The sequence below is a fragment of the Streptomyces sp. NPDC055025 genome (assembly GCF_053608565.1).
The window spans coordinates 62390-84544 of sequence record NZ_JBSGVS010000024.1 but is presented as its reverse complement, the minus strand read 5'-3'; the positions used below and the strand labels follow the sequence as shown (position 1 = coordinate 84544).

At 71.1% G+C, this 22155-nt stretch carries 20 protein-coding genes and 1 pseudogene; 3 read left to right on the top strand and 18 right to left on the bottom strand.

The window, feature by feature from the left end; translation table 11 throughout:
- The first annotated feature begins 228 nt into the window (after positions 1-228).
- Both ACWGDX_RS17030 and ACWGDX_RS17025 read left to right on the top strand, forming a co-directional pair.
- Complete coding sequence (locus ACWGDX_RS17030; RefSeq protein WP_453626293.1) at positions 229-957, top strand: ABC transporter ATP-binding protein; 729 nt, start codon at positions 229-231, stop codon at positions 955-957.
- Positions 939-2087 carry a hypothetical protein gene (locus ACWGDX_RS17025; RefSeq protein ID WP_453626291.1) on the top strand — a complete coding sequence of 383 codons (1149 nt, stop codon included), beginning with the start codon at positions 939-941 and terminating at the stop codon, positions 2085-2087. Before ACWGDX_RS17030 ends, ACWGDX_RS17025 begins: the two co-directional genes overlap by 19 nt.
- A 244-nt stretch (positions 2088-2331) precedes the next feature.
- On the opposite strand, the gene ACWGDX_RS17020 is transcribed toward ACWGDX_RS17025, so the two are convergent.
- The 10 genes from ACWGDX_RS17020 to rpsB all read right to left on the bottom strand — a co-directional run bounded on the left by ACWGDX_RS17020 (position 2332) and on the right by rpsB (position 14154).
- Positions 2332-3996, bottom strand: coding sequence for a glycosyltransferase family 39 protein (locus ACWGDX_RS17020; RefSeq protein WP_453626289.1), 1665 nt, complete (start codon positions 3994-3996; stop codon positions 2332-2334).
- A gap of 210 nt (positions 3997-4206) precedes the next feature.
- Entirely contained in the window at positions 4207-5301 is a 1095-nt protein-coding gene (locus tag ACWGDX_RS17015) for an ABC transporter ATP-binding protein (protein ID WP_453626287.1), read from the bottom strand.
- Positions 5301-6914: an ABC transporter permease gene (locus ACWGDX_RS17010; protein ID WP_453626348.1), complete on the bottom strand. Its 1614-nt coding sequence runs from the start codon at positions 6912-6914 to the stop codon at positions 5301-5303. The genes ACWGDX_RS17015 and ACWGDX_RS17010 overlap by 1 nt, the downstream gene beginning before the upstream one ends.
- A gap of 74 nt (positions 6915-6988) precedes the next feature.
- Positions 6989-8086, bottom strand: coding sequence for a thiamine ABC transporter substrate-binding protein (locus tag ACWGDX_RS17005; RefSeq protein WP_453626346.1), 1098 nt, complete (start codon positions 8084-8086; stop codon positions 6989-6991).
- A gap of 335 nt (positions 8087-8421) precedes the next feature.
- A complete protein-coding gene (rlmN, locus tag ACWGDX_RS17000) occupies positions 8422-9528 on the bottom strand; it encodes a 23S rRNA (adenine(2503)-C(2))-methyltransferase RlmN (protein WP_453626285.1) in 1107 nt (368 codons plus the stop codon).
- Positions 9529-9607: 79 nt separating this feature from the next.
- Positions 9608-10693, bottom strand: coding sequence for a phosphatidate cytidylyltransferase (locus ACWGDX_RS16995; RefSeq protein WP_453626283.1), 1086 nt, complete (start codon positions 10691-10693; stop codon positions 9608-9610).
- Positions 10693-11250 (bottom strand): ribosome recycling factor, encoded by a 558-nt coding sequence (frr, locus tag ACWGDX_RS16990; protein ID WP_046499668.1) that lies wholly within the window; start codon positions 11248-11250, stop codon positions 10693-10695. Before frr ends, ACWGDX_RS16995 begins: the two co-directional genes overlap by 1 nt.
- A gap of 125 nt (positions 11251-11375) precedes the next feature.
- The gene (gene pyrH, locus ACWGDX_RS16985) at positions 11376-12140 is read right to left on the bottom strand and encodes a UMP kinase (protein WP_046499667.1); all 765 of its coding nucleotides are present in this window, start codon (positions 12138-12140) and stop codon (positions 11376-11378) included.
- 157 nt (positions 12141-12297) lie between these two features.
- Entirely contained in the window at positions 12298-13134 is an 837-nt protein-coding gene (gene tsf / locus ACWGDX_RS16980; protein WP_365903306.1) for a translation elongation factor Ts, read from the bottom strand.
- A gap of 93 nt (positions 13135-13227) precedes the next feature.
- On the bottom strand, positions 13228-14154 hold the full coding sequence (gene rpsB, locus ACWGDX_RS16975) for a 30S ribosomal protein S2 (protein WP_453626280.1): 927 nt from the start codon (positions 14152-14154) through the stop codon (positions 13228-13230).
- 555 nt (positions 14155-14709) lie between these two features.
- Between rpsB and ACWGDX_RS16970 the strand changes: the two are divergent.
- Positions 14710-14988 (top strand): annotated as a pseudogene (locus ACWGDX_RS16970) (peptidoglycan DD-metalloendopeptidase family protein); the annotation flags it as partial.
- Between the two features lie 424 nt (positions 14989-15412).
- Here ACWGDX_RS16970 and ACWGDX_RS16965 read toward each other — a convergent pair.
- The 8 genes from ACWGDX_RS16965 to lepB form a co-directional block, all read right to left on the bottom strand.
- Complete coding sequence (locus ACWGDX_RS16965) at positions 15413-15952, bottom strand: TetR/AcrR family transcriptional regulator (RefSeq protein ID WP_453626344.1); 540 nt, start codon at positions 15950-15952, stop codon at positions 15413-15415.
- 79 nt (positions 15953-16031) lie between these two features.
- Positions 16032-16868: an RNA polymerase sigma factor WhiG gene (whiG, locus tag ACWGDX_RS16960; RefSeq protein WP_066950716.1), complete on the bottom strand. Its 837-nt coding sequence runs from the start codon at positions 16866-16868 to the stop codon at positions 16032-16034.
- Between the two features lie 242 nt (positions 16869-17110).
- Positions 17111-18277: a DNA-processing protein DprA gene (gene dprA / locus ACWGDX_RS16955; RefSeq protein ID WP_453626278.1), complete on the bottom strand. Its 1167-nt coding sequence runs from the start codon at positions 18275-18277 to the stop codon at positions 17111-17113.
- A complete protein-coding gene (locus tag ACWGDX_RS16950) occupies positions 18274-19902 on the bottom strand; it encodes a YifB family Mg chelatase-like AAA ATPase (RefSeq protein WP_453626276.1) in 1629 nt (542 codons plus the stop codon). Before ACWGDX_RS16950 ends, dprA begins: the two co-directional genes overlap by 4 nt.
- Positions 19902-20279 carry a YraN family protein gene (locus ACWGDX_RS16945; RefSeq protein WP_453626274.1) on the bottom strand — a complete coding sequence of 126 codons (378 nt, stop codon included), beginning with the start codon at positions 20277-20279 and terminating at the stop codon, positions 19902-19904. The genes ACWGDX_RS16950 and ACWGDX_RS16945 overlap by 1 nt, the downstream gene beginning before the upstream one ends.
- Positions 20280-20453: 174 nt before the next feature.
- A complete protein-coding gene (locus tag ACWGDX_RS16940; protein WP_014675276.1) occupies positions 20454-20762 on the bottom strand; it encodes a DUF2469 domain-containing protein in 309 nt (102 codons plus the stop codon).
- A gap of 55 nt (positions 20763-20817) precedes the next feature.
- Entirely contained in the window at positions 20818-21360 is a 543-nt protein-coding gene (locus tag ACWGDX_RS16935; RefSeq protein WP_453626272.1) for an NUDIX hydrolase, read from the bottom strand.
- The gene (gene lepB, locus ACWGDX_RS16930) at positions 21350-22144 is read right to left on the bottom strand and encodes a signal peptidase I (protein ID WP_453626270.1); all 795 of its coding nucleotides are present in this window, start codon (positions 22142-22144) and stop codon (positions 21350-21352) included. The genes ACWGDX_RS16935 and lepB overlap by 11 nt, the downstream gene beginning before the upstream one ends.
- Positions 22145-22155: the final 11 nt, after the last annotated feature.

The window sequence follows — 22155 nt, the reverse complement described above, 5'->3', positions numbered from 1 at the left end:
TCCACGCGCCGGCCGAGCGGTGACGGCGGGCGGGGGAACGGACCGCGACCGACCGGACCACCCGCATGACGGCCCGGGTACCGCCTTTCGAGTGAGAAGGGCGGCACCCGGGCCGTGTGCTGTCCGCTCACCCCGTTCCGAATACTTAGCGTGCCCTGTGACCGATCGTCGCCGCCTTCGTTCACCCGGACGGCGGAGGTAAGTCCGATCAGAACCGAGGTGTACGCCATGGTGGCCCCGCCTGACAACGACGTGCTCTGGGCGCGTTCCCTGACCTGCTCCCACAATGGATCGCCCGCGCTCGACGGTGTCTCGCTCGGCGTGAGCGAGGGCGAGATCCTCGCCGTGTACGGCCCGCGCGGCAGCGGAAAAACGACTCTTCTGCGCTGTCTGTCGGGTCAGCTCGTCCCGCAGGAGGGCGAGGTCTGGTTCAACAGCTCACCCGTCCACACCATGAGCGCGGTGCTGCGCGAGCGGCTGCGCAGGGACCGCTTCAGCTGGATCGACCCAGAACCCGCGCTGGTGCCCGAGCTGACCGCGTGGGAGAACGCGGCGCTGCCGCTGCTGCTGCGCGGCTCCCCGCACCGCGCCGCCAAGGCCACCGCGATGGAGTGGCTGGACCGCCTCGACATCGGCGACTGCGCCCGGAAGCGTCCGTACGCCCTGCTCCAGGCCCAGCGGCAGCGGATCGCCGTCGCCCGCGCCCTGGTCACCACGCCCTCGGTGCTCTTCGCCGACGAGCCGACGGCGCCGCTGCACCGTACGGACCGGGCCCAGGTGATCCGTACGCTGACCACCGCGGCCCGTTCGCACAACATCACTGTCGTCCTGGCCACCCTGGACGAGGAGGTCGCGACCCTCGCGGACCGCACGGTCTCGCTGATGGACGGCCGCCGGGTCGACCCCCTGGGACCCTCCGAGGCGGAAGGTCAGGCCGCGTGCTCGCTCTCCGTCTAGGCCGTGGCGCCCATCCCCTGGCCCTGCTGCGCCGGCTGCTGGTCGTCGCGGCGTCCGCCGGGGTCGGATTCCTGCTGCTGTGCACCCTGGGCTGGGCGATGAGCCATCCGGTCGGCTCACTGCCACGGCTGCTCTGGTGCCTGATTCCGCTGGCGGCGACGGTGCAGTTCGCGGTCGCGGTGGCCCGTACCGACCCCGGCACCCGGCCACGTACCGGGCTGTCGGCGGTGGGCCTCGGCCCGGCCCGGCTGACCACGCTGGCCGCCACCTCGACCGCCGTCTCCTGCACCCTGGGCAGCGCGGTGGCGCTGCTCTTCTTCCTGCATCTCCGGGGCGATCTGAGCGCGATGCCCTTCGACGGCAAGGGCGCCGACCTCCTCGCCAGGAACCAGCCGCTCCCGCTGGCGGCGGTGCTGACGCTGCTGGCGCTCGTGCCGACGTTCGCGACGGCGGCGACCGGGCTCGTGATGCGGCGGCACACCCGCAGGACCGCGCGTCCCCCCGAGAGCACGGACCCGGCGCCCGCGCCGACCGGACTGCCGTGGGGAGTCGCCCTCACCACGGCGGGCCTGGCGATCGAGACCTACGCGAGCCGGGGCGGCGGCGGGTCCACACCGCCGCTGCCGGGCCGCTTCGACGGAAGTTCGGCCGGTGTGCTGGCGGGCTGGTCGCTGACGGCCGTCGGACTGGCCCTGGCCGGTCCCGGCATCACCTATCTCTGCGGCCGGCTGCTCCAGACCCTGCGCCCCGGCGCGATCCGTCTGCTGGCGGGCCGCACGCTGATGGCCGAGGCCCAAGGAATCGGGCGTCCGCTGGGCGTGCTGTGCGCGGTGCTCTCGGGTGTGTTCGCCGCCAACTCCCTGTACGGGCCCGGTGACGAGCCCCCCTTCGGCCCGCTCACCAGCCTCGGCGCGGCCCTGGTCATCGGCTGTGCGGCGGCCACGCTGCTGACGGCCGCCGTGGAGACCCGGCAGGCCCGGGTCCCCACCACCACGACCCTTCACCACCTGGGCGCCCACGCCGGGCTGCTGCGTACGGCGGCGGCGGTGCGGGCGACCGCGGTCCTGGCGATCTTCGCGCCCCTGACCTGGGTGGTGGCCGCCCTGGCGGCGGTCCCCCTGACGACCTAGGGTCTTTCGTTTGGGTCTGGCTGGGTGAGGGAGCGCCCGCTGCGGGAGCGGCTGATGTCGTCGTTGGTGCCGTGGCTCGCAAGGCGGAGGAGGGAGCCCACGCGGAGCGTAGGCGACCGACGACAACGCCGCGAGGCGCGGTGCCAGGGCACGCGAGCCCAGCAAGATCCAAACGAGAGGCCCCAGGCACTCCGTCCGGGAGGGTGCGGGGCCGGGGAACGACTCCCCGGCCCCGCGGCCGTTCTCACACCGTGTTCTTCCGCGTCGGTGCCGGCGCGGGCGTCTGTGCGGCTGCCGACGCGGGTGTCCGCGCGGGTGTCCGCGCGGGCGCGGGCCCGTCGTCGCACGCCCGGACCGATCTGGCGTACAGCGTGATCTGCGCTCCCCGGACCCGCTCCCGCGCGCATACGTGGAAGTACGTACGGAGAACCGCGCGCTTCACCACCTCCCGCGCCACGGCGTCCTCCGGCTCCCCCGACGGATCGCTCAGCACCACGATGCGCGGTACGGACAGCATCCGGGCGCGGACGAGCGCGGCGGACATCTCCTCGCCCTGGAGGGAACCCGACACCGCCGGGGTCTCCTCGAGGGCCAGATCGTCCAGGGCGCCGAACCGGCCGGTGGCGGAGAGCTTCCATTCACGGCGCCGCGCGGGGGTGAAGATCACCCCGTCCCCGTCGGCGGAGACCTCTTCGACCGCCTTCGCTATGGCCGTCAGATCGTCCTTGCGGCTCTCGGGCTTCCGCAACTGCCAGCTGACCGGGGCGAGAACGAGCGCGAGTACGGCGAACAGTGCGGCCATGGCGGCGACATGGGCGGTGGGACGGTGCGCGACGGCGGTGCCGTGACCGCCATCGGTGCCGGTCCGCCGGCTCGGCGCCGACAGCCGGTCCGACGCCGACAGCCGGTCCAGCGCGGTGCCGAGCAGCAGCGCGATGCCCACATTGGTGAAGAGCGCGTACCGGTCGACGTACATGGGCTCCCGGAGGGAGCCGAGCAGCAGAACGGCGGTCGGGAGCACGGCGAGGGGAAGTCCCACGCGCCGCACGGCGGTATGTCCTGAGCTGCTGCCCTTGCTGCCGCTGCCCAGATATCCGGCGGCGGCCAGGGACACAAGGATCCACGCCGCGATCTCCCCCCACTCCGCCGCCTTGGGCCAGCCGATCCAGGAGACCTGGTCGGACTGGCCCATGCTGAACAGGATCAGCGGGAGGGATCCGGCGAAGGCGAGGGCGGCGGCGATGGACCAGGACCGTCCGTTCCTCGGCCCGGGTCGGGTGACCGCGACCGAGACACCGTGCGCGAGCAGCGCGAGAACGGCGAATTCGTGCAGCCAGACCGCCGTCAGGTTCACCAGCGCGTAGAGCGCCCAGCACATTCCGGACGACGAGTCGAGCGACCGGACCAGAAGGTACGTGGAACACGCGACCAGCGCGCACACCATCGCGTAGGAGCGCCCTTCCTGCGCGTACATCTGGATGTCCGGAACGAGGGCGAAGACCGTACCGCCGAGCACTCCCGCCCGTACCCCCGCCAGCCGGCGGCCGATGAGCCCGACGAAGGCCGCCGCCACCGCTATCGAGAGCACGGACGGGATCCGAAGCGTGAGCAGGCCCCCGTCCCAGACCCCGTAAAGGGCGTGCATGAAGAAGTAGTAGAGCCCGTGTACGGCGTCGGCGTGACGCAGCAGCCGCCAGATCTCGGGGAGACTCCGGTGCGCCACCTGATAGGTGACGGACTCGTCGCGCCACATCGTGCCCTCGCGCGTGATGCCCCACATCCCGAGGGCGAAGGCCGCCGCGGCGGGTATCAGCCCGGCCGCCAGGCCCTGTCGGTCACGTCCGGGACGGCCGGATATCCGCGCGGGCGACTCGGCGCCGGAGCTCTCGGCCGCAGTGTCCACGGCCATGACGTTCTGCTGCGGTTCGATGCCTTCCCCCCCTCAGCGGATGGAGCGGGCCACTGGGGGGTGCTCCGGACCGTCCTGGCACGGAGCGACCACGCTACTCGACGCGCGGTCGCCGCACCCGGAAAGCCCGTCGGCTCATCGAAAGCGGAGGCGGAAGCGGGCGAAAGCGGAAGCGGTACCGGTGCTCGTGCCGGCGCCGCTGCCGGCGCGTCACAGCGCCCCGCCGTACGACGCCCCGCCGCTGGGCGGCCGTTGGAGCTCCGTGTCCCTGTCGGGCAGCACCACCACATCCTCCGCGGCGAACACCACCCCCACCACCGCCCCCTCGTGCGGCGCGTCTCTGAGCCCGCACTCGGCCTCGAGAACCGGTCCGCCGCCGGAGGACCCGTCGGGCCGCAGCAGCACCGCGACCCGGCTGCCCCGGAACGTACGCGCCTGGACCGTGCAGCGCAGTCCGCCGGCGGGCTCGACCAGCCGTACCCCGGCCGGGCGCACCAGCACCGACCGCTCTCCCCGCGCCGAACCCTCGGGCACCGGGATCCTTCCCCAGACCGTATCGGCGGCCCCGCCGCTCACCGTGGCGTCCACGACATTGTCGAAACCGAGGAAGCGCGCCACGAACGCCGAGGCGGGTCGCTGCCAGACCTCCACCGGTGTGCCGGTCTGGGCGACACGCCCGTCCCGCATCACCACGACCCGGTCGGCGAGCGCGAACGCCTCGCCCTGGTCATGGGTGACGGCGAGCACGGTCGTACCCAACCGTCCGAAGAGACCGCGCAGTTCGACCACGAGCCGTTCGCGCAGACTCCGGTCGAGCTGTCCGAGCGGCTCGTCCAGCATCAGCAGCCGTGGCCGTGGGGCGAGCGCCCGTGCCAGCGCGACCCGCTGCTGTTCACCGCCGGACAGCGCGGCGACGGCCCGCCGCTCCGCGCCCGGCAGCCCGACGAGGTCGAGCAACTCCGCCACCCGTCTCGTCCGTTCACCGCGCGGGGCACCGCGCATCCGCAGCCCGAAGGCGACATTGCCGCCCACGTCCCGCTGCGGGAAGAGCTGATGGTCCTGGAACATCAGCCCGACCCCGCGCCGGTGCACGGGCACCCCCGACTGGTCGGCGCCGTCCAGCAGGACCCGTCCGCCGTCCGGCGGGGTCAGTCCGGCCACCACCCTCAGCAGTGTCGACTTGCCGCTTCCACTCGGCCCCAGCACACACACGGTCTCGTGCTCGGCGATCTCCAGATCGACCGCGTCGAGCGCGGTACGGTCACCGAACCGCACGGTGACGTCCGACAGGGTCAGCAGGGCCATCAGAACTCTCCGGAGCGGTCGGTACGGATACGTTCCAGCGCCAGCAGCGACACCGCGCACACCACCATCAGTACGGTGGACAGGGCCATGGCCTGCCCGTAGTTGAGCTCGCCGGGCCGTCCCAGCAGCCGTGCCACGGCCACCGGCAGCGTCGGCCGGTCCGGGCGCGCGATGAACACCGTCGCACCGAACTCACCGAGCGAGACGGCGAACGCGAAACCCGCCGCGACCAGCGACGCCCTCCCTACCAGCGGCAGATCGACCTCGCGCCAGACACGCAGCGGGGACGCTCCGAGGACGGCCGCCGCCTCGCGCAGCCGTCCGTCCACCGCCCGCAGCACCGGCAGCATCGTCCGTACGACAAAGGGGACGCCCACCAGGGCCTGCGCGAGCGGCACCAGAATCCAGGAGGCCCGCAGATCGAGCGGCGGCTTGTCGAGCGTGATCAGAAAACCGAAGCCGACGGTCACGGCGGAGACCCCGAGCGGCAGCATCAGCAGCGCGTCGAAGCCCCGGACGAGCCGGCCCGCGCGCCGGGTGAGCGCGGCGGCGGCCAGACCGCCCACCACCAGCGCGACGGCCGTCGCGACCAGCGCGTAGCGCAGTGAGTTCCAGACGGCCTCCAGCGGCGGTACGAGAAAGGTCCCGCCGCTCGCCTCCACCGAGCCGAGCGCCCGGTAGAAACCGAGACCGTACCCTCCCGGTCCGTCGAGGGAGCGCTCGACAAGGACGCCCAGCGGCAGCAGTACCAGCAGCAGCACGGTGCCGAGCACTCCGCCGAGCAGCGCCCACTGCCCGGCGCCGCGCGGTCTGCGCGCCGTCAGCGCCGGGTCGACGAGCTTCAGCGCGCCCTCGCGTCCGCGTACCGTCCACGCGTGGACGGCCAGCACTCCGCCGACCGCCGTGAACTGTACGAGGGTGAGCACGGCCGCGGTGGGCAGGTCGAGCAGTTGCGCGGTCTGCCGGTAGATCTCCACCTCCAGGGTGGAGTAGGCGGGGCCGCCGAGGATCTGTACGACCCCGAAGGAGGTGAAGGTGAAGAGGAAGACCATCAGCGCGGCGGCGGCCACGGCGGGGGCGAGGGCCGGCAGGGTCACCCGCCACCAGGCCGTGAACCGGCCCGCGCCCAGCACCCGCGCGGCCTCCTCCTGGCGCGGATCGAGCTGCGCCCACAGACCGCCCACGGTCCTGACGACCACGGCGTAGTTGAAGAAGACATGCGCGAGGAGGATCGCCCAGACAGTGGTGTCGAGCCGTACGCCCCACAATTCGTCAAGCAGCCCGCCACGCCCGAGCAGCGCCAGGAAGGCCGTACCGACGACCACGGTGGGCAGGACGAACGGGACGGTGACCACCGCGCGCAGCAGTTGTCTGCCGGGGAAGTCGAAGCGGGCGAAGACATACGCGCCGGGCAGCGCGATCAGCAGGGTGAGGGCGGTGGAGGTGAGCGCCTGCCAGGTGGTGAACCACAGGACGTCGAGGATGTCGGGACGGCTCAGTACCTCACCGACGCGGCCGAACCGCCAGACGCCCTCGGACCTGAGCCCGCGGCCCACGATCGCGGTCACGGGATAGGCGAAGAAGACCGCGAAGAACGCGACGGGGACGCCCATGAGGGCGAGCCGGGCGGCGTTCGCACGCCCGGCCGCCCCGCGCCGCGGCCCTTTTCCGCCCCTGGTCCTGACGGCTACTTCACTACGAGTGAGGTCCACGACTGGATCCACTGCTCACGGCCGGTGGTGATCTCGTCGGGCGCCATCGTCTCCGGCTTGTCGACCTTCGCGCCGAACTCGGTGAAGAGTTCGGGCAGCGGCACGTCCTGGACGACCGGATTGACGAACATGTTGAGCGGCATGTCCGCCTGGAAGGTCTCGCTGATCAGAAAGTCCAGCAGGGCCTTGCCGCCCGTCTCGTTCTTGGCGCCCGTCAGCAGTCCCGCGAACTCGATCTGCCGGAAGCAGGTGCCCGTGGAGACGCCGGTCGGGGCCTTTTTCGGCCGCGGTTCCGCGTACAGCACCTCGACGGGCGGGCTGGAGGCGTACGAGACGACGAGCGGGCGGTCGGCCTTGGCCTTCCTGCCGCCGGCCGAGCCCGAGAAGCTCTCGTTGTAGGCCTGCTCCCAGCTGTCCACGACCTGGACCCCGTTGGCCCTCAGCTTCTTCCAGTACTCCTGCCAGCCGTCGTCGCCGTACCGCGCGACCGTGCCGAGAAGGAAGCCGAGACCGGGTGAGGAGGTCGCGGCGTTCTCGGTGACCAGCAGATTCTTGTACTCGGGCTTGAGGAGATCGCCGAAGGACCGCGGCGGATCGAGCTTCTTGTCCGCGAAGTACTTCTTGTCGTAGTTGACACAGATATCGCCGGTGTCGATCGGTGTGACGCGGTTCTCGCTCCGGTCGAGCCGGGTGTCCGGGTCGACCTGGTCGAGCCCCTTCGCCTCGTACGGTGTGAACAGACCGTTGTCGAGGGCGCGGGAGAGCAGGGTGTTGTCGACGCCGAAGAAGACATCGCCCTGGGGCGAACCCTTCGTCAGGATCTCCTTGTTGAGGGCCTCGCCCGCGTCACCGCTCTTGAGCACCTTGACCGTGTAGCCGGTCCGCTTGGTGAACTCCTCGAGTACGGCGGGAGAGGCGTTGAACGAGTCATGGCTGACCAGGGTGACGGTCTTCGACGGTGTCCCGCCGCCGCCCGTACCACCGCCGCCGCCGGACGACGCGGAGTCGTCGGAGCCGCCGCAGGCGGCGAGCGAGGAGACACCGAGCGCGGCGGCGACCGCGGCGACCGCCATCCTTCTGACGCTGATCGTGCTCACTGGTTTTCCTCCTGGGATGTCCAGGAGAAGACGCGGCCCTGCCCGGAGTCCGGCCGGACCGGACCGCGGGCAGGGCGCAACAGCTTGAGTAGTGACCGAACTTCCTACCCAGAATGACCTGGGCGAGGTTCAGAGGGTCTGCGACCGCTGCCCGCTCTCACGGACATGTGCCGCACTCTCAGCGCTGTGGCGCTCCCCTGTCGGAAAATATGCAATGCGTTCGCGCCAAGGTTACATGCACCGCACATCGGGGCCCGGTTCGCCTCCAGGACGGTCCGCTCGCCAGGCGCCCGCGAGACACCCCGAACGCCCTACCGCTCCGACGCGGCCAGCTGTCCGCACGCTCCGTCGATCTCCTGGCCCCGGGTGTCCCGTACCGTCACGGGCACTCCGTGGGACGCGATCGCCTCGACGAAGGCCTTCTCGTCCTCGGGGCGCGAGGCCGTCCATTTCGAACCCGGTGTCGGGTTGAGCGGGATCAGATTGACGTGCACCCGCTTGCCCTTGAGCAGCCGTCCCAGCCGGTCGCCGCGCCACGCCTGGTCGTTGATGTCACGGATCAGCGCGTACTCGATGGAGATCCGGCGGCCCGACTTCTCCGCGTACTCCCACGCCGCGTCCAGCACCTCCCGCACCTTCCAGCGCGTGTTGACCGGGACGAGGGTGTCGCGCAGATCGTCGTCGGGCGCGTGCAGGGAGACCGCCAGCCGGCACTTGAAGCCCTCGTCGGCGAAGCGCAGCATCGCGGGCACCAGACCGACCGTCGAGACGGTGATCCCCCGCTGCGACAGTCCCAGACCGTCGGGCTCGGGGTCGGTCAGCCGACGGATCGCGCCGACCACCCGGTTGTAGTTGGCGAGCGGCTCGCCCATGCCCATGAAGACGATGTTCGACAGGCGGGTGGGACCGCCGGGCACGTCGCCGTCACGCAGGGCACGCATCCCGTCCACGATCTGGTGGACGATCTCGGCGGTGGACAGATTGCGATCGAGACCGGCCTGTCCGGTGGCGCAGAACGGGCAGTTCATCCCGCAGCCCGCCTGCGACGAGATACACATCGTGACCCGGTCCGGATAGCGCATCAGCACGGACTCGACCAGGGTGCCGTCGTGCAGCCGCCAGAGCGTCTTACGGGTGGTGTCGTCGTCGCAGGAGATGTGCCGCACCACCGACATCAGGTCGGGCAGCAGTTCCTCCGCGAGCTTCTGGCGCGCGGCGGCCGGGATGTCGGTCCACTGCTCGGGGTCATGTGCGAACCGCGCGAAGTAGTGCTGCGACAGCTGATTGGCACGGAACGCCTTCTCGCCGATCGCGGCGACGGCCTCGCGGCGCTCGGCGGGGGTGAGGTCGGCGAGATGCCGCGGGGGCTTCTTGGCTCCGCGGGGCGCGACAAAGGTGAGTTCTCCAGGTACAGGCATGGTGGATCCAGTGTCGCAGACGTACGGCGGGGGCCCGCTGTCCTGTGGACAACGGGCCCCCGTACGGTATCGGGCCTGGTCAGGACCCTACGAAGATCACCAGCAGCAGCCAGACCACGGGCGCCGTGGGCAGCAGCGAGTCGAGCCGGTCCATGATGCCGCCGTGCCCCGGCAGCAGGGTGCCCATGTCCTTGATGCCGAGATCCCGCTTGATCATGGACTCGCCGAGATCGCCGAGCGTGGCGGTGGCCGCGACCGCCAGCCCCAGCAGCAGTCCCTGCCACCAGATGCCGTCGTTGATCAGGAACTCCATGCAGAGCGCGCCCGCCACCATGGCGAAGACGATGGCTCCGCCCAGCCCCTCCCTGGTCTTGCCGGGACTGATGCGCGGCGCGAGCTTGTGCGTACCGAAGCGCCAGCCGACCGCGTAGGCGCCCGTGTCGCTGACGACCGTGAGCACTATGAACATCAGGACCCGGCGCGGGCCGTCGTCCGCCGTGAGCATCATCGCCACGAAGGTGGCCAGGAACGGTACGTAGAACGCGGCGAAGACCCCCGCGGTGACGTCCTTGAGATAGCCCTCCGGCGGCGCCGTCATCCGCCAGACCAGCACCGCGAGCGCGGTGAAGGCCATGGCGACCCAGGCGCCCTCGGCGCCGCGCAGATATCCGGCGACGATCATCGCGGCGCCGCCGACGGCCAGCGGTACCAGCGGGGCCTTGATGCCCTTCTTCTCGTCGAGTCGCGACGTCAGCTCCCACAGCCCGACGGCCACCGCGACCGCGACGACGCCGACGAACACGGCTTTGACGATGAAGAGCGACGCCACGACGAGCGCGCCGAGCCCGAGTCCCACTCCTATGGCCGCCCGCAGATCACGGCCCGCCCGCTTCCTGGGCGGCGGTGGCGATGGGGCTCCCATGGGCTCCTGTGGAGTCTCGTCACGGAACAGAGGGCCGCCCGGCCGAGCACCCTCCCGGTCGTCATCCTGGTCCCCGCCGTTCGCGGGTCCGTCGGGCACGATGGGCATGGGGCGAGTCTGCTGTGCGTCAAGCGCGTCGTACGCGGGACCCGCCGGGGCGGCCCCGTGGTCGGCCGGTCCCCAGTAGTCGGTGTAACCGGAGTAACCGGCCGTCGGCGAGGCCCCCCGGGAAGAGTCGTTCATCAGACCTCGAGCAGCTCGGCTTCCTTGTGCTTGAGCAGCTCGTCCACCTGCGCGACATACTTCGCGGTGGTGTCGTCGAGCTCCTTCTCCGCGCGGCGTCCCTCGTCCTCGCCGACCTCGCCGTCCTTGACCAGTTTATCGATGGTCTCCTTGGCCTTGCGGCGGACCGCGCGGATCGAGATCTTCGAGTCCTCGGCCTTGGTCTTGGCGACCTTGATGAACTCCTTGCGGCGGTCCTGGGTCAGCTCCGGGAACACCACCCGGATGATGTTGCCGTCGTTGCTCGGGTTGACGCCGAGGTCGGAGTCACGGATCGCCTGCTCGATATTGCGCAGGGCGCTCTTGTCGAACGGGGTCACCACGGCCATCCGCGCCTCGGGCACGGCGAACGAGGCGAGCTGGTTGATCGGGGTCAGGGCACCGTAGTAGTCCGCCACGATCTTGTTGAACATCGCCGGATGTGCCCGCCCTGTGCGGATCGCGGCGAAGTCGTCTTTGGCGACCAGGACGGCCTTCTCCATCTTCTCCTCGGCCTCGAGGAGGGTCTCTTCGATCACCACTTGCTCCTGCGTGTCTTGAGTGGGCCCGGCGTGCGCGTGGGCCGGCGGAACCTGCGTCGCGTCTCTCCTGCACGGTGTCCGACCGGCAGGGCTCTGTCCATCCCGTACGGGGCCGCCCCGGATCAGGTCCGGGTGCCCTGGTCGCTCACGAGCGTGCCGATCTTCTCACCCTTGACCGCACGCGCGATATTGCCTTCCTTCAGCAGTTCGAAGACAAGGATCGGCAGTTTGTTGTCCTGGCAGAGCGTGATCGCGGTCATGTCGGCGACGCGCAGATCGCCGGCGATCACCTCGCTGTACTCCAGCGCGTCGAACTTGACCGCGTCGGGGTTGGTCTTGGGGTCGGAGTCGTACACCCCGTCCACCCCGTTCTTCCCCATCAGCAGGGCCTGGGCGTCGATCTCCAGGGCGCGCTGGGCGGCGGTGGTGTCGGTGGAGAAGTACGGCATGCCCATACCGGCGCCGAAGATGACCACGCGGCCCTTCTCCATGTGGCGCACGGCGCGCAGCGGGATGTACGGCTCCGCGACCTGGCCCATGGTGATGGCGGTCTGGACGCGGGAGTCGATGCCTTCCTTCTCCAGGAAGTCCTGGAGGGCCAGGCAGTTCATCACCGTGCCGAGCATGCCCATGTAGTCGGAGCGCGCCCGGTCCATACCGCGCTGCTGGAGTTCGGCGCCGCGGAAGAAGTTGCCGCCGCCGATGACGACCGCGATCTGGGCGCCGTCCCGGACGACTGCGGCGATCTCGCGGGCGATGGCGTGTACGACGTCGGGGTCGACGCCGAGCGCTCCCCGGCCGGCGAACGCCTCACCGGACAGCTTCAGCATGAAGCGGCCGTGCTTCGTGCCGTCGTCGCTCTTGTCGGCTTTGTCGGCCTGTTCCATGGAGATCTCCTCGTGCACATACGAAGAAGGCCATTGCCGGGGGTCCTCACGGTTCCCAGTGCGGCAATGGCCTCCTCGTCAGATCTGCGGTCGCCCGGCGCGTACGCGGACGACTGCGTCAGACCCTATCGGGGTCTTCGGTTGATCGCGTACAGACTCAGATGCCGACCTTGATGCGCGCGAAGCGCTTCAGGGTGACACCGGCCTCGTCCAGGACCTTCTGGACGGACTTCTTGTTGTCCTTCGCGAACGCCTGCTCCAGGACGACGACCTCCTTGAAGAAGCCGTTGACGCGACCTTCGACGATCTTGGGAAGGGCGGCCTCGGGCTTGCCCTCCTCACGCGAGGTGGCCTCGGCGACACGGCGCTCGTTCTCGACCGTCTCGGCCGGGACCTCGTCGCGGCTGAGGTACTTCGGGGCGAAGGCGGCGATGTGCTGCGCGACGTCCTTGGCGACCTGGGCGTCTTCCTTGTCCAGCTCGACCAGCACACCGACCTGCGGCGGGAGGTCGGGCATGGTGCGGTGCATGTACGCGCCCACGTAACCGCCGGTGAACTGCGCGAAGCGGTCCAGGACGATCTTCTCGCCGAGGTTGGCGTTCGCCTCGTCCACATACGCCTGGACGGTCTTGCCGGCCTCGATCTCGGAGGCGAGGAGCGCCTCCAGGTCGGCCGGGGACGTCGCGGCGACATGGGCGGCGAGCGTGTTGGCCACGGTCTGGAACTTCTCGCCCTTGGCGACGAAGTCCGTCTCGCACTTCAGCTCGAGCAGAACGCCGGAGGTCTTGTCCTCGGAGATGAGGGAGACGACGGCGCCGTTCTCGGCCGAACGGCCCTCGCGCTTGGCGACGCCCTTCTGGCCCTTGACGCGGAGGAACTCGACGGCGCTGTCGACGTTGCCGTCGGCCTCGTCCAGCGCCTTCTTGCAGTCCATCATGCCGGCGCCGGTGAGCTCACGGAGCTTCTTGACGTCGGCGGCGGTGTAATTCGCCATGATCTGTAATTCTCTCTCGAAGGTCTGAAAGATCTACGGGTGAACGGCGGGGGCCGTGTGGCCCCCGCCGTCAACTGCCGAACCGATGAGGGGTCAGGCCTGCTCGGCGTCCGCGACCGGGGCCTCGGTCTCCGCGACCGGGGCCTCGGCCTCCGCGTCGGCGACCTTCTCCGTCTCGGCGGACGTCTGGACGTCGGTCTCCGGCTCGGTGGCCTCGGCGGCCTTCTCGACGTCGTCCTTCTTCTCGCCCTCGAGCAGGTCGCGCTCCCACTCGGCGAGCGGCTCGCCGGCGGCCTTCTCGCCCGGCTTGGAGTCACCGGTGGCGACACCGGAGCGGGCGATGAGGCCCTCGGCGACGGCGTCGGCGATCACGCGGGTGAGCAGGGTGACGGAGCGGATCGCGTCGTCGTTGCCCGGAATCTTGTAGTCGACCTCGTCGGGGTCGCAGTTGGTGTCGAGGATCGCGACGACCGGGATGTGGAGCTTGCGCGCCTCACCGACGGCGATGTGCTCCTTCTTGGTGTCGACGATCCAGACGGCGCTGGGCACCTTCTGCATCTCGCGGATACCACCGAGGGTCTTCTCCAGCTTGGCCTTCTCGCGGGAGAGGACCAGCAGCTCCTTCTTGGTGAGACCGGAGGCGGCCACATCCTCGAAGTCGATCTGCTCAAGCTCCTTCAGACGCTGGAGGCGCTTGTAGACGGTGGAGAAGTTGGTGAGCATGCCGCCCAGCCAGCGCTGGTTGACATAGGGCATGCCGACGCGCGTCGCCTGCTCGGCGATGGCCTCCTGGGCCTGCTTCTTCGTACCGACGAACATGATGGAGCCGCCGTGCGCGACGGTCTCCTTGACGAACTCGTAGGCGCGGTCGATGTACGACAGCGACTGGAGCAGGTCGATGATGTAGATGCCGTTGCGCTCGGTGAAGATGAACCGCTTCATCTTCGGGTTCCAACGGCGGGTCTGGTGACCGAAGTGGACGCCGCTCTCCAGCAGCTCCCGCATCGTGACGACGGCCATGGCCGTACTCCTTGAGATACTCGGTTGTCGCGTCCGCCGGACGGCGGACGCGCCTGACGTCCCGGTGCGCTGTGCCACGGAGGACCGAGAAGCGCTGACATCGGCGCGAAGAGGGCCGATGGCGGGGCGTGCGAAGTCGACCCGGTGACCCGGATCGCCACAAGAAGTGTACGGGACCTTCGCACCCACGGGTGACGGCGCTGTCCACAACCGGTCGGTACTCCACAGATCCGGGCCATGATCAGCGCGATCACGTCGTTCCGGGCCACGCTGGGCGCCATGATCACTGTCCGTATCGGCGTATGTCCCCCTGTCCGTCCTGTCCGTCCTGTCCTCGCGGACCGTCCCGCCCGTGCGCTGTCACGGCGGCGGGGACCCCGCGTCCTCGTCCGTCTCCTCGCACCCGTTCTCGCCCTCGTTCTCGCTCTCGTCGTCCCGCTGATCCCACTGTTCTGCCACTGCGCCACCGCGGCCACCGGGGCGCGGGGCGCGGGGCCCGGACCTGGCGGCGAAGCCGGGGGCGGCGGCCGGGTCTGGCCGGTCGGACCGCGGCCCGTGGTGCTGCGCGGCTGGGAGCCGCCCGCGTCGGCGTACGGCCGCGGCCACCGCGGGGTGGATCTGGCCGCCGCCCCGGGAGCGGCGGTACGGGCCGCCGCCGGGGGCCGGGTCTCCTTCGCGGGCCGGGTGGCCGGCCGCGGGGTGCTGGCGATCACCCTGGCCGGCTCGGGCGCCCCGCCGTTACGGATCACCTATGAGCCGGTGGAACCGCTGGTCGCCGAGGGCGACGAGGTGATCGCGGGCCAGACGGTGGCCACGCTGTCCGCCGGTCTGTCGCACCGCGGTGCGAGCTGTCTGCACTGGGGGCTGCTGAGGGGGACCGTCTATCTGGACCCGCTGTCGCTGCTGCCGCCCGAGCTGCTCCGGCTGGGCCCCTCCCGGCTGCTCCCGGTCCTCGGTGTCCCGGAGTCCCCTGCCGCCGCGCCCCCGCCGTCCCCCGCGACGGCGTCCGTGGCGTACGGCGCACCGCATGCGGTCATCCTGTCGGCCCTGTCGGCTCTGGCGGTCCGGGCTCACCGTGCGGGGCGCCGCCGGGCGCGCGACGCGCGTCCCGGGCGCTCGCGCCGGCGCGTGCCCACCGGGGCGCGGAGAGCGCGGGGGCCCATGGGAATCCGGGCGCCCCGGTGGATCCGGCCGGCCTGGGAGGTCCGGGTGCTCTGGTGGGTCCGGGTGGCCCGGTGGATCCGGCCAGCCCGGGAGGTCAGCCCCGTACGCCGCGCAGTGCCATGGACACCGCCGCCTCGGCGATCTCCGGCGGAGCCTCGGCCGCGCCGAGTTCGATGCGGCGGACCGCCGCGTCCACCACGCCCTGGAGCAGCATCGCGGCGAGCCGGGGCTGGTGATGCCCGAGTTCGCCGAGGGCCTCCACGATCATGGCGATCAGACCGCCGTGCGCGGCGCGGATCTTCTCCCGGGCTCCCGCGTCGAGTTCACTGGCGGAAATGGCGACGACGGCGCGGTGCCGGCGGTCACCGACCAGCGCGAGCTGCTGGCGTACGTACGCCTCGATCTTGGCCTCGGGCGTCTGCGCCCCGGCCATGGCCGCCTCGACCTCCGCCGCCCAGACCGGGAAGTCGACGGCGCACAGCTCTTCGACGACGGCGGCGCGCGAGCGGAAGTACTCGTAGACGGATGACCTGGCGAGGCCGGTGCGCTCGGCGAGGGCCGGGAAGGTCAGCGCGTCCGTGCCGCCTTCGGACAGAAGGGAGCGCGCGGCGTCCAACAGGGCGCCGCGTTGCATGGTCCGGTGCTCGGCCACCGAGGCCGCTCGAATCCTGGGCACGCACCCACTTTACGGATGGGGCGCCCGGGACACAGCGTCAGCGTCCGACGTCGGCCAGCTTGGCCCGCAGTTGCAGTACGGACTTTGTGTGGATCTGGCTGACCCTGCTCTCCGTCACCCCGAGGACATGGCCGATCTCAGCGAGCGTGAGGCCCTCGTAGTAGTAGAGCGTGACCACCGTCTTCTCCCGGTCGGGGAGTGTGTTGATCGCGCGCGCCAGCAGCCGGCGCAGTTCCCGGTCCTCGGCGACCTCCACCGGGTCGTCGGCGGCGGTGTCCTCCAGGGTGTCCATCAGGCTGAGCCGGTCACCGCCCTCGCCGCCGACATGCAGCAACTCCTCCAGCGCCACGACATTCGCCAGGGACAACTGGCTGAAAACGGCGTGCAGCTCCTCCAGCGCGATCCCCATCTCCGCGGCGACCTCGGCCTCGGAGGGCGTGCGTCTGAGCTGCGCCTCAAGCGTGGCGTAGGCGCGCTCGACGGCTCTGGCCTTCTGCCGCACCGAGCGCGGGATCCAGTCCAGGGCCCTCAGTTCGTCGATCATCGCGCCACGGATCCGGGTGATCGCGTAGGTCTCGAACTTGATGGACCGCTCGATGTCGAACTTCTCGATCGCGTCGATCAGTCCGAAGACCCCGGAGGAGACGAAGTCGGCCTGCTCGACATTGGACGGCAGTCCCACACTGACCCGGCCCGCCACATACTTCACCAGCGGTGAGTAGTGCAGGATCAACTGCTCGCGCAGCCGCTCGTCGCCCGTGGTCTTGTACGACCGCCACAGCTCGTCGAGCGACGAGGGCGCCGGGGGCCGTACGGCGCTCCGTGCAGCCGGGGGCGCCGCCGCGCGGTCAGACCCGGAGGTGTGCTGGGGCATGCGTTGCCTTGAGCCGTTCTGCAGTCGAGTGCGGGGGACGTCTGTCTGGGGCCGGAATGCAGGTGAGCGTAGCGTGAGTGAGGCGTCGCTCCACGCGTACGACCGGCGACCGCGCCCGCTCCGGTGGACGCCTTCGACCACACCTTCGATCCGCGGCCGACACCGCTCGCGCCGGTCTGTCAGGCATCGCTGATGGAGTCGCGGAGATCATCGCTCTCACCCTTTCACCCGAATGCCCCAGGTCAAGTAACGCCTCGCCGCGCGGTGGACGCCGGAGTCGCCCGGCGGGCCAGCCGCCAGCCGTCTCCGTGCCGCTCGGCGAATCCCAAGGAGTGGAGTTCGTACAACCTGCCGAGCGCCTCGTCCGGGGTCGTCCCGGCGCTCCGTGCGATCTCCCGCCCGGCGGCGGTGCCCCGGGCCGGCAGCGCCTCCAGGACTCGTGCGCTGACGGGGTCGAGCAGATCCCTGGGGAGTACGGGGCCTCGGCGCGGCGGTGCCAGCTCGCCCATGTCACCGACCAGCTCGGCCACCTCGGCGGCGTCCGTGACCAGCACTCCCTCGCCGCGCAGCAGCTCGTGCACACCGGCCGAGAGCCCGCTGGTGACCGGCCCGGGGACACCCATCGTGAAGCGGCCGAGCCGTTGTGCGTCGCGCGCGGTGACCAGGGAGCCGCTGCGGTACTCCGCCTCCACCACGACCGTGCCCCGGGTCAGCGCGGCGATCACCCGGTTGCGCAGAACGAATCTGCTGCGGGTGGGATGGGCGCCCGGCGCCAGCTCCGCCACGACCAGGCCCTGTTCGGCGATGCGTCCGATCAATTCGGTGTGACCACGCGGATAGACCGCGTCGACCCCGCAGGCCAGCACGGCCACGGTCGCCCCGCCGGCCGCGAGCGCGCCCCGGTGTGCCGCGCCGTCCACGCCGAACGCGGCGCCCGATGTCACCACCCAGCCGCGCTCGGCGAGACCCGAGCCGAGGCTCGCGGCCATATGTGCCCCATATGAGGTACACGCCCGAGCGCCCACCACGGCGACGGAGCGCAGTGACCAGATCCGCAGGTCCGGGTGGCCCCGCACCCAGAGCCCGACGGGCCTGGCCTCCCCGAGGTCGTCGAGCTGGCTGGGCCACTCGGTGTCGCCGGGGCAGACGAACCGCCCGCCGAGTGCGGTGACCGCCGCCAGATCCCGCTCGGGCCTGGCCGCCTCGGCCCGTGACCGATAGCCGTCGAGCCGCTGTTCCCCGACCCCGGTGAGCCGGCCCCGCCCGGCGTCCGGCGAGGTCAGCAGCGCCAGCACCCCGGCGGCGCCGAACTGGCGCAGCCACCGTCCGCCGTGCGCGTCCCCGGGCTCCAGCACCCGGGTGAGCGCCGCTCGTGCCAGCCGCTCCCCGGGGTCGGCCCCCGGGGTCATGACCGCCCTCCGGCCGCGACCGCCGTGCCCCGCGCGATACCGGTACGCAACTCCAGCGCGAGGGCGACATCGCGTGCCTCCGGCCTGTCGTGTCCGGCGAGATCCGCGACCGTCCAGGCCACCCGCAGCACCCGGTCAAGACCGCGCGCGGTGAGCAGTCCCCGCTCCAGGTCGCGTTCGGCCGCCACCAGCGCGCCGGGGGTGACCGGCCAGCGGGTGCGCAGCTCATGGCCGGGCACCTCGCTGTTGACCGCCCACGGGGTGCCGTCCAGCCGGGCTGCCGACCGGGCCCTGGCGTCCCGCACCCGTGCGGCGACCACCGCCGTGGACTCGCCCCTGCCGCCCTGTCCCATCAGATCCGCGCGGTGGACGGGCTGGACGTCGACCCGCAGATCGACCCGGTCGAGCAGCGGCCCGGACAGCCGCGCTTGATAGCGGCGGATCACCGAGGGCGGGCACTCGCACCCGGAGCCGTGCAGGGTGTGCCGCCCGCACGGACAGGGATTGGCCGCGAGGACCATCAGAAAGCGGGCCGGGAGCCGAACCACTCCCGCGCTGCGCGCTACCACCACATGCCCCGACTCCAGTGGCTGCCGCAGCGCGTCCAGCGCGCGCCCGGAGAACTCGGGCGCCTCGTCCAGAAAGAGCACGCCCCGGTGCGCCAGCGACACGGCGCCCGGTCTGGGCAGTCCGTTCCCACCGCCGACCAGGGACTGCATGGTGGCCGAGTGGTGGGGCGCGCAGTAGGGCACCGTACGGACCAGCGGCTCGCCGGGCGGCAGAATGCCCGCCACCGAGTGCACCGCGGTGACTTCCAGCGACTCCTGTGCGGTCAGCGGTGGCAGGATCCCGGGCAGCCGCTCGGCCAGCATCGTCTTGCCCGCCCCGGGCGGGCCCTGGAGCAGCAGATGGTGTCCGCCCGCCGCGGCCACCTCCAGCGCCTTGCGCACCGGTGTCTGGCCGGCCACATCGGCCAGGTCCGGACGGTGGCCCCCGTGCTCCCCGGCCCCCGTCGCCAGACCGGTGCCGACCCCCACGCCCGGCACCATCAGCCCCGCCGTCATCGCGGCCGGACGCCCCGCCACGGTGTCCCGCGGCTCCTCGGGCACCGGCTCGTCGGTCAGCACGGCGATGAGCTGCCGCAGGCTCCGCACCCCGAGGACCGACACCCCGGGCACGAGGGATGCCTCACCGGCGGTCTGCTCGGGGACCACCACCTGGCGGTAGCCTGCCTCGGCCGCCGCGAGCACCGCGGGCAGCACCCCGCGCACCGGTCTGACCCTCCCGTCGAGGCCCAGTTCCCCGATCAGCACCAGATCGGCGATGGCGTCGGCGTCGACCCGCTCGGCCGCGCCGAGCACCGCCGCGGCGACCGCGAGATCGAATCCGCTGCCGCCCTTGGGCACGGAGGCGGGGCTCAGCCCCACGGTGAGCTTCTTCTGCGGCCACTCGGCGCCGGAGTTCACCACCGCCGCCCTGACCCGGTCCCGGCTCTCCACCAAGCTCTTGTCCGGCAGTCCGACCAGGGTGAACGCGGCCACGCCCGGCTCCAGATCCGCCTGGACCTCGACCACCACGCCCTCGACACCCACCAGCGCCACCGAGCACGCCCGCGCGAACCCCATCAGGCCACCCCCCGCGCGTGCTCGATCTCGGGCGCGCCCCGCCGGGGCAGCACCACTCCGATCAGATCGATCCGCACCCCACCGGGCGGCGGACCGCCGCACCGCTCCAGCCAGCAGGCGGCGAGCCGTCTCAGCCGGTCCGCCTTCTGCTGGGTCACCGCGGCCATCGGATGCTCGAACGAGCCGGCCCTGCGGGTCTTCACCTCGCAGACGACCAGTACCTCGCTTCCCCGGGCATCGCTGTCCCGGGCCACGATGTCGATCTCGCCCGTCCTGCCGCACCGCCAGTTGCGGGCCAGCAGGGTCATTCCCGCCTCGGCCAGCCGGCGGGCCGCCAGCTCCTCGCCGTACCGTCCCAGTGCCCTCGTCGCGTTCATCCCGGCACCACCTCCGGCACCGACTCTGACGCGATCTCCCACAACAAGTGGATCTTGGTGGACAACTCACCCGTTGTGGATAACTCGGTCACCCTTCGCGAAGCGGCTCCGTCGTCCTTGCGAGGCGGGCGCAGCGACCCGGCTCAGGCCCTGCTCATGCCCGGTTCATACCCTTCAGCCGCCGGGCAGTTCGAGGTCGCTCTTGTTCAGCTCCTCGATATTCACGTCCTTGAAAGTGAGGACACGCACCTGCTTGACGAACCTGGCCGGTCTGTACATGTCCCAGACCCAGGCGTCCGCCATCGTGACCTCGAAGAAGACCTCACCCTGCACCGAGTGCACCTGCATCTCGTAGTCATTGGTGAGATAGAAACGACGCTCGGTCTCGATCACGTATTTGAACAGACCGACGACATCGCGGTACTCCCGGTAGAGCTTCAGCTCCATCTCGGTCTCGTACTTCTCGAGGTCCTCGGCGCTCATGGCATGTTCCCCTTCAGCCGTACGTCCCCCCATTGTGCTCCGGAGTCACGCACCCTCAGACGATTTCGGGGGCGAGGACCACCGGCGAACCCGGAGGACCCTCGTCGAGCAGCGTACGCAGCAGCTCGGCGAGCCTGGTCGGGTACACCGTCTCACGGGCCGCCGAGAGTTCGGCGGAGGTCCACCACCTCAGCCCCGCGACGCTGCGCAGCTCCAGCTCCGTCAGCCCGTCCGCCGAGGTCTCGGTCTGCGCCGTACGTGCCAGGAAGTACCACTCGTCCTGATCCCAGCGTCGCCCGTCGAACGGAAAGGAGCACATCCGGCGCCAGAGCACGGGTCCCAGCTCCACCTCTGTGATCCCCGTCTCCTCCGCCAGCTCGCGCAGCGCGGCCGCTTCCCGGGTCTCGTCCCCCTCCAGACCGCCGCCGGGCGTGAACCACCAGTCCGTGTCCGGGTCGTCCGGCTCGAATCCGTGCAGCAGCAGAATCCGGTCCTGGGGGTCCAGCAGCACCACCCGGGCGACCTTCCTGAACGCCCCGGGCCGACCCTGCTCGCCCTGCTCGCCCCGTGCTGCCCCGGCCTCGCCCTCAGCGGACACCGGCGGACCCCCCTTCCCCGGCTCCCCGGGCCCGTCGCGGGCGGGACAGCAAGCGCGCGAGAGGTCCGTACGCCGCGCCGCCCAGGATCAGTACCGCCCCGCCCACGATCGCCGCGGCCACCAGCCGCACCGGCCCCGCCCCGGACACCCCGCCCGGCAGCGCCGCGAAGCCGTCGGGCCGGGCGATCAGACGGCCGAGCGGCCAGACCACGGCGTCGACCCGCGCGTCCACGGAGGAGAGCGGTACCGAGCCCTGCCCCGGGTCCTGGAGATGCACACGCGAGTCCAGCGAGCCGCCGCGCTCGTCCCCGAGCAGAAAAAGCTTCCCCGCGGGCACCTTCGCGTCGAATTCGGTGGTGGACGCGAGCCCGTCGATCACCCCGCGGACATACGGCTCCTGAACCGGAACGCCGTTCACGGTCATCCGGCCGTCCTCGTCACAGCAGGCGACCTTGTCACCGCCGACCCCGACCACCCGCTTCACCATCGGCAGATCGCCCCAGTCCGCGTCGGAGAAGACCACCACGTCCCCGCGCCGTACCTCGTCGCCGGATATCCGCTGGGCGAGCACGCGGTCCCCCGCCCGCACGGTCGGGTCCATCGAGTTCGTGGGCACGGTGTACGGCAGATACTCCACGGCTCCCCACGCGAAGCCGCCGAGGAAGAGCACACAGCCGACGGCCACGGCCAGCCCCGACAGCACACTGCCGAGGCGGCCGTGGCCGTCTCTTGCGACTCGCGCTTCCGTACGCCCCGCTTCCGTGGCTTCGGTACGTCCGCTCATCCCAGCACTCC